The organism is Leisingera sp. ANG49, assembly GCF_059694505.1.
Genome location: NZ_JCATZN010000026.1, coordinates 1 through 4,967, shown reverse-complemented (window position 1 = coordinate 4,967; position 4,967 = coordinate 1). Strand labels below are relative to the sequence as shown.

Below are 4,967 nucleotides of genomic sequence, written 5' to 3'. Positions count from 1 at the left end.
CCTGTTAGGGCATCCTTCCATGCTATCGAATGGATTGCACCATCAAACCATGGGATTAAGCACCTAGGGGCCGCCCGTCTGGCCAATCGTACACATTAGAATTGCTATGTTTATAGGTCGGAAGACGACTGTTAATCTCGTGATTATATACTACTCCCCTTTTTTGGACTGTTCTATCAGTGGCGGACTCTCGTGTTCACTAGTGAGCGCGCGCCCCCAGCAAATGTGCATCCCCCTTTAAGTGCACATTGCACTGAGAGGCCGCCGCTGATTTTTTAGCTCGAAGCCAATCAAAATAAACCGCGGGTGACCGGTGGGTTGGTAGCTGCCTAGGCCGTGTTGGCAAAAGGGATTCACATCGGGTGTCGGGCATGATTCAAGGTGGCATTTACGATCGTGACCAGCTTTGCACGAGATTTGATGTCGGACGAGGAATGGGCGTTTTTTGAACGGTTCATCCTGACAGCACGCGCCCCAAAAGGGCGCAAGCCCGCCGTTACGAGTAGCTCTTCTCTTTCGTGACCCAGTCCACGGCGCGCCTCCTTGAACCGGGCTTCAGAAGTAACCGGACAGCTGGTTATCCCAAGACGATCAGAGTCGATAGCAGCAGCGAGTTCATCTCGCGGGACCTCGATCTCTGGGCCTACGCCAACAACGTAACCCTCAACTTCTCACGGCCTGGAAAGCCCACGGACAATGGCTTCGGCGTTTAACAGAAAGCTCCGGGTGGATTGCCTAAACGCACACTGGTTCATGAGTCTTGCAAATGCCCGCGAAAGCTGGAGGATTGGCGTCGGCACTACAATGAGGACAGACCCCACAGCGCAATCGGATACAACATCCCGATTGCCATGCAATTTCCCGATAGCGTCACCAACCCGTCATCGGGATGGAGCCGGAAAAATCCAGCTTCCGGCGGTCCAAGGTTGGGGTTCAGAGCAGTTTTGGGGGCTGCTCAGTTCGAGTAGGCCGAATAACTTGGGCCGCCCACCGCTCAGTTCCGCAGTACATCCTATCTTCGAAGGTCCGTATGCCAAAGCTAACCATATCGATCAGGCGCTGAGCGAAATAACAATTCGTGAGAGAAGTCTGCACAATAGGTTGGCGTCGTTTTCCCCGAAAAGAGTATTTCAGCCTAATGATTTCGTATACATGCCTACGTTTGTTACATACTTAATGATGTTATTATTAGCAGTTCTAATGTGATATATATGTGTTGATATTCACCATGAATTAACAAATGTAAGCGAAGATGTTAGGCAGTAGGATCTCGATTTCTGTCTTTAGTGGTGGTGTTTGGGCGGAGTGTGATTTCCGAGAAAATCCCGGAAACGACTGTGAGCGCTCCTTTATTGCGGTCATTTTGTCATTTGATCGTTCGCGAGTGAGGAATGGAGGGGGTAATTAGATGGTGAAGCCTAACCTTGGCAATAAACCCGTTGAAAAGAGGGTGAGTTTTATCAGCCAAAACGTTCTTCTATACGAGTTGGTGTCCTCAAGTATGTCGTGCCACAGCAATTTGATGTTCTCGCACTATCTGCCTCAGGATTTGCCTGAGCTTTTAGCGGCATCGAGTTGTGAGAACTCGGTATTTCTTTTCGATGACAGCAGTTTTCTGGGCGCACATTCCCTGCTAAAGGAAAAAAGGAATACATGTGCGATAATCTTGTTGACTGAAAACGTAACGCTGAAAGTAGTGAGGCACATGATGGAAGTTGATGGAAGAGCCATCTTGCCTACAAGTTTTCGGCCGCAACTCCTTTACCATTCTTTGATGCTTGCTATAGAGGGTGAAGTGTTTTTTCCCGCTCGCGCTTGGCAGAGCCAATTAAATCAACCCTTAATCACCGAGTCCTCCGGGCAAGACATTAAAATAACTGTTAGCGAGTTGGAGGTCTTGCTAGAAGCGGCCAAGGGCGACTGTGATAAAGTAATAGCCTACAATTTGGGCAAGAAAGAACCAACTATAAAAATGCACCTGTCAAATCTTCGACGAAAATTTGACGTTTACAATCGGACGCAGCTGGTAACCAAAGCAATAAGGCTTGGTTACATCAAAGAGTTGTGACAGCATTTTGAAATACTTTGGCAGAATTTTCAGATAAATCAGATAAAGTGGCAATTTTGCCTCACATGAGCTTGCAGCGCTCAATCGTCAATGAGAGGACCTAGGTCTAGGTAACATGGTTGCCAACGAAACGCTCTGACAACCTGGTATGTCAAGATTCATGCTTGACCATCTCATAGTGACAGCGAACTAGCTAAAGAAGGGTCCACAGATGATTGTAGGGAGTGCTGATATTCAAGTTGATGAGTTCAAAGATAGAAACTCGACAAATAGGCTGCGAGCGGGAGACTTGCTGTATGACTGCCTGCTTGACAACTATTTCACACTAGAGTTCGTCAAGAAAATGACAAGGAGGGAGACGTTTTTTTCCTCCGGAGCCGTCAAGCTTGTTAGGATCACTGCATCAGACGGCTCGAAACAAGTTACTGTCACACCTTCTCAGTTTGTTTTTGCACCATCCATAAGAACGCCTTCTAGTCAATATCCCGCCTTGGACTGGATATGTGCCGCTGAACTTGCGCAGGAGGGAAAGGCCGAATGGATTGAATCAGACTGCGACACTCAATATTTGCTGCTGTTGACAAAGTTAAACCAGTGCATTTCGGCAAATGGGCTTCTGATTAAAACCTATTCATTTGAGGACTTGGAAATGAGTCATCTTCCCTTGCAATTGGGTGGGTGCCCCTCCTAAACTCTTTAGGTGTTCAGTCCCGGCATGTGGTGGTCTACTGATCTCTGACCATCAAGAGGATGCACTATGGGACAAATACTTCACGGGTGCGCCAAGACCACGCACGCTGTCCGAGCTCTCATACAGCGATCGAAAGCTTCGAACGCGGCGTTGAGCCGGGGGCTTGGCATCGAAGAAGAGGCGATCATCGTCGCCTTTCGGCGTCACATGCTGCTGCCACTGGATGACTGCCTCTATGCTCTGCAGCCAACCATACCACATCTGACGCGCTCTTCACTGCACCGCTGCCTGCAGCGGCATGGCATCAGCCGCTTGCTCGAAGTTGAAGGTGACAAGCCCAAGAAGAAGTTCAAGCGATACCCTATCGGCTATTTTCATATCGACATCGCGGAAGTTCGTACAGGTGAGGGTAAAATCCGCCTGTTCGTGGCCATCGACCGCACTTCCAAGTTCGCCTATGTCGAGCTGCACGAGTGAGCGGGCAAGATGGTCGCGGCCCAGTTCCTGCGCAATCTCATCGCTGCAGTGGCCTACAAAATCCATACTGTTCTGACGGATAACGGCATCCAGTTCGCCAATCGCAAGCAGGACACGTCGGCCTTCGCACACATCTTCAGCCGCGTTTGCCGTGAGTATGGCATCGACCAGCGCCAGACTAAGGTGAACCATCCCTGGACGAACGGCCAGGTCGAGCGCATGAACCGGACGATCAAAGAGGCAAGCGGCCAGCGAGATTTTCAGCTGCCATTCACCACGCCAGCCCCAAACTCACACTATGCGGGACAAACCGAAACCGCCGTCGCCTCCAGGATCATTCCGCCGTCGGCATCGACAACGCAGATGCTGGTCAATTCGAGTGAGACATCAAGTCCGGCGAACAGTACTTTGGTCATGGTCATTCTTCCGGTCATGGACTTACCGGCAAGAAGAATACCAGCGATCCCGGGGACAGAGCCCCGATTACGCCATCTGAACGCACACTGGTTCATGAGCCTTGCAGATGCCCGTGAAAAGCTGGAGGATTGGCGTCGGCACTACAATGAGGACAGACCACACAGCGCAATCGGATACAACGTCCCGATTGCCATGCATTATCCCGATGGCGTCACCAGCCCGTCATCGTGACAGAGCCAGAAAAATCCAGCTTCTGGCGGTCCAAGGTTGGGGCTCAGAGCAAAGTTGGGCAGACTCTACTTCATGGTGAGAGATTTTGCGGGGTACATCATAATTGACGTGCTGCCCCTTGCGCAAAGATGTGGCAATAGGAAAGCAATTAACAATGGGCCAGCTCCTCAAAGGTCGATCCGTATGGCTAGTGGCGTTAACTACGTAAGAGATCCATGTGCGAACTTCTTGAGAGGTCAAATATTGGCTAGCTGCGGCTCATTTCCTGAGGGTACTTCAAACCGTCTCTAAGTCCAGCGGTTACGGTGCCTCTTGCAGCGTACGGAGGGGGTCGATCGGTCACCTCCAGACCTTACCAACAGCGTCATGACGGCCAAAGGGGGTCGGCTTGGCGTCTGAAGGAGTGGGTGGAAATGAGCAGCAACAAACGAATCAGCTTATTAGAACCGCTTTTGGGAGGTTTCCGAATACATGGCTTTTATTTCAGAGATTCACTGGCGCACTGATTCCACCCCCCCGACAGAGTTTATCGAAATAGCTTTGGCACCAGGTGATGACCCCGCAGATTTCACTGTTTCGTTCTACAACGCTGCAGGCAATCTGAGAACAAACGCTGAATTTCAAGCTGAAGGTGAGGTCGGCGGTGAAGTTGTCCTGAGCAATCTTACTGGAGTTCCTGATCCCGACAATCCCAATTGGACCATTTACGTCATAGAGACTCTGGATCCTTCGGGGTCACTTTTTCATGGGGGGGGCATAGCAGTCGACAACCCCAGTCAAGCTTTCCATGTCGCTCTAACTGATACAGCTTCAGGCACTACCCTTGATGCCTATAGTATTGCCAACAACCCTTCTACGACGCTCAGTGGGGGGGCGGCTGACGGAGTAGTCACCGTTAGCACGGTCTTTTCTGACGCCAATGAGTCCGTTAATTTCGATCGTGACGGGAATGAAACAGCCGCAGGCTTTAGTGCAGGCAACGCAGTTGTTTGTTTATCGGGAAAAACGAGAGTTCAGACCTCGAAAGGCCCCGTAGCCATAGAAACACTAAAAGTAGGCGATGTTGTCACCACGAAACGGGGT

2 protein-coding genes and 5 pseudogenes are annotated in these 4,967 nt (G+C 50.5%); all 7 read left to right on the top strand.

Features of this window, described 5'->3' with window-relative positions:
* Positions 1-393: 393 nt before the first annotated feature.
* Positions 394-492 (top strand): annotated as a pseudogene (locus tag AC58NV_RS23390) (IS5/IS1182 family transposase); the annotation flags it as partial.
* Positions 493-572: 80 nt separating this feature from the next.
* Positions 573-881 (top strand): annotated as a pseudogene (locus tag AC58NV_RS23385) (integrase core domain-containing protein); the annotation flags it as partial.
* Positions 882-1,408: 527 nt separating this feature from the next.
* A complete protein-coding gene (locus AC58NV_RS23380; protein WP_497229286.1) occupies positions 1,409-2,068 on the top strand; it encodes a helix-turn-helix transcriptional regulator in 660 nt (219 codons plus the stop codon).
* Positions 2,069-2,279: 211 nt separating this feature from the next.
* Positions 2,280-2,759, top strand: coding sequence for a hypothetical protein (locus AC58NV_RS23375; protein WP_497229285.1), 480 nt, complete (start codon positions 2,280-2,282; stop codon positions 2,757-2,759).
* Positions 2,760-2,825: 66 nt separating this feature from the next.
* Positions 2,826-3,491, top strand: a pseudogene (locus tag AC58NV_RS23370) (DDE-type integrase/transposase/recombinase); the annotation flags it as partial.
* Positions 3,492-3,716: 225 nt separating this feature from the next.
* Positions 3,717-3,884: pseudogene (locus AC58NV_RS23365) on the top strand (integrase core domain-containing protein); the annotation flags it as partial.
* Positions 3,885-4,355: 471 nt separating this feature from the next.
* Positions 4,356-4,967, top strand: a pseudogene (locus AC58NV_RS23360) (hypothetical protein); the annotation flags it as partial.

Excerpts from the sequence above, each read along its gene's own strand:
- AC58NV_RS23380 (WP_497229286.1), top strand. The coding sequence starts at position 1,409 with ATGGTGAAGCCTAACCTTGGCAATAAACCCGTTGAAAAGAGGGTGAGT.
- AC58NV_RS23375 (WP_497229285.1), top strand. The coding sequence starts at position 2,280 with ATGATTGTAGGGAGTGCTGATATTCAAGTTGATGAGTTCAAAGATAGA.